The sequence below is a fragment of the Streptomyces sp. NPDC048277 genome (assembly GCF_040652235.1).
Taxonomy (GTDB): domain Bacteria; phylum Actinomycetota; class Actinomycetes; order Streptomycetales; family Streptomycetaceae; genus Streptomyces.
Window position 1 is genome coordinate 1 of the sequence record NZ_JBEZLQ010000086.1, and the last position, 1,374, is coordinate 1,374.

Below are 1,374 nucleotides of genomic sequence, written 5' to 3' on the forward strand. Positions count from 1 at the left end.
GTTGGGTCGGCCGCGTGGCGAGGTGTCTGCCGTGGCAGCTCCTTTTCCTCGCGGCCTCCCGCCGAACCGGACTTGACGCTTTCGCTATCATCCGGCTCTCCAGTGATTACGGCGTGAATCATCTGGCCGTTTGTGCCTCGTGGATGCGGTCGTGACAGGTATCGCAGGCCACAACCGTTTTGCGGCGCCGGTCGAGCATGACGCGCGCCCAGTCGGACGGCGGCCATCCGGCATGAGCAAGATCGGCAAGGGCACGGATGTGATGCACCGTGACATCACCAGTGCTCCCGCAGATCTCGCAAGTGTCCGCCAAGAGCCGTGTGACCAGCTCTTTGTGCGGATAGTCCACCCAGACCGGCCGGCGGTCCACGATCTTCGCCGACCGCTGTCGACAGAGGGAGATTCCTCCGAACCGTGCCACCAGCGGCTTCCTGTTCTTCCGCTCGATATGGGCCTCGAAACAGACTCGGGGCCCCTGTTCCGTGTCGATTCTGGTCTTGTGCTTGGCGGCCATCTTCGGCACGGTCGAACGGTGCTTTGCTGCGAGGGTCTTGAGCATGGACGTCTCCATGACCCAGCGCAGACGGTGCAGCCGGGAGACATCCCCGGCGAGCAGGTAGTACTGGACGATGCCTCGGTAGACGGCCCCGAACGTGGCAACGATCGCGTGATCGGTGCTGTTGACGAGGTCCTTTCGCTTTGCGGGTTTTCCGCGGGCGAGATAAGGCACGCATTTGGCTTTGATCACATCCCGGGGGACACGGAGAGCGATCTGGCCGTTTACACGTCGGTAGCGGCCGGTCTTCTTTGTGTCGTTGTGCTGGACCGTGATCTCATAGCCGAGGAACCTCGCTGCCCCGGTACGGGCATGAGTGATCAGCGTCTTCTCCTGGGAGAGTTCCAGCCTGAGTTCATCATGCAGGAACGCTGCCAGGCGTTGCTTGATCTGATCGGCTTCGGCTCGTGGTCCGGTGAAACCGAGGAGATGATCGTCCGCGTAACGGGTGTAACGAAGCCTCCGGTAATGCGGATCATTCGGGTCCGCACTCGGCAGACTGGTCATCCGTCCACGCACGGCGCGAGCCAAAGGCCGGTCGCCGTGCTGACGGACTGTCCGCAGCAGACTCTGTAACTCCAAATACGCCGGGTTACGGGCCCGACGCTCCCCTCGGGTGTACTCCGGAATCAGTACTGTCTCTACGAACTCGTCCAACTTGTGCAGGTAGATGTTGGACAGGACCGGGGAGGCCACTCCGCCCTGCGGTGCCCCGGAGAGCGTGGCTCCCCACCTCCAGTCCTCCAGATATCCGGCTGTCAGCATGTTCTGTACCAGCCGCAGAAACCGCTGGTCACGGATCTTCTCGCCGAGAATCG

General features: G+C 62.2%; 1 protein-coding gene. It reads right to left on the reverse strand.

All coding sequences use genetic code 11. From position 1 onward, the window contains the following. Positions 1-118 precede the first annotated feature (118 nt). A partial coding sequence (locus AB0D85_RS52245) for a group II intron reverse transcriptase/maturase (RefSeq protein WP_362338777.1) occupies positions 119-1,374 on the reverse strand: 1,256 nt, incomplete at its 5' end.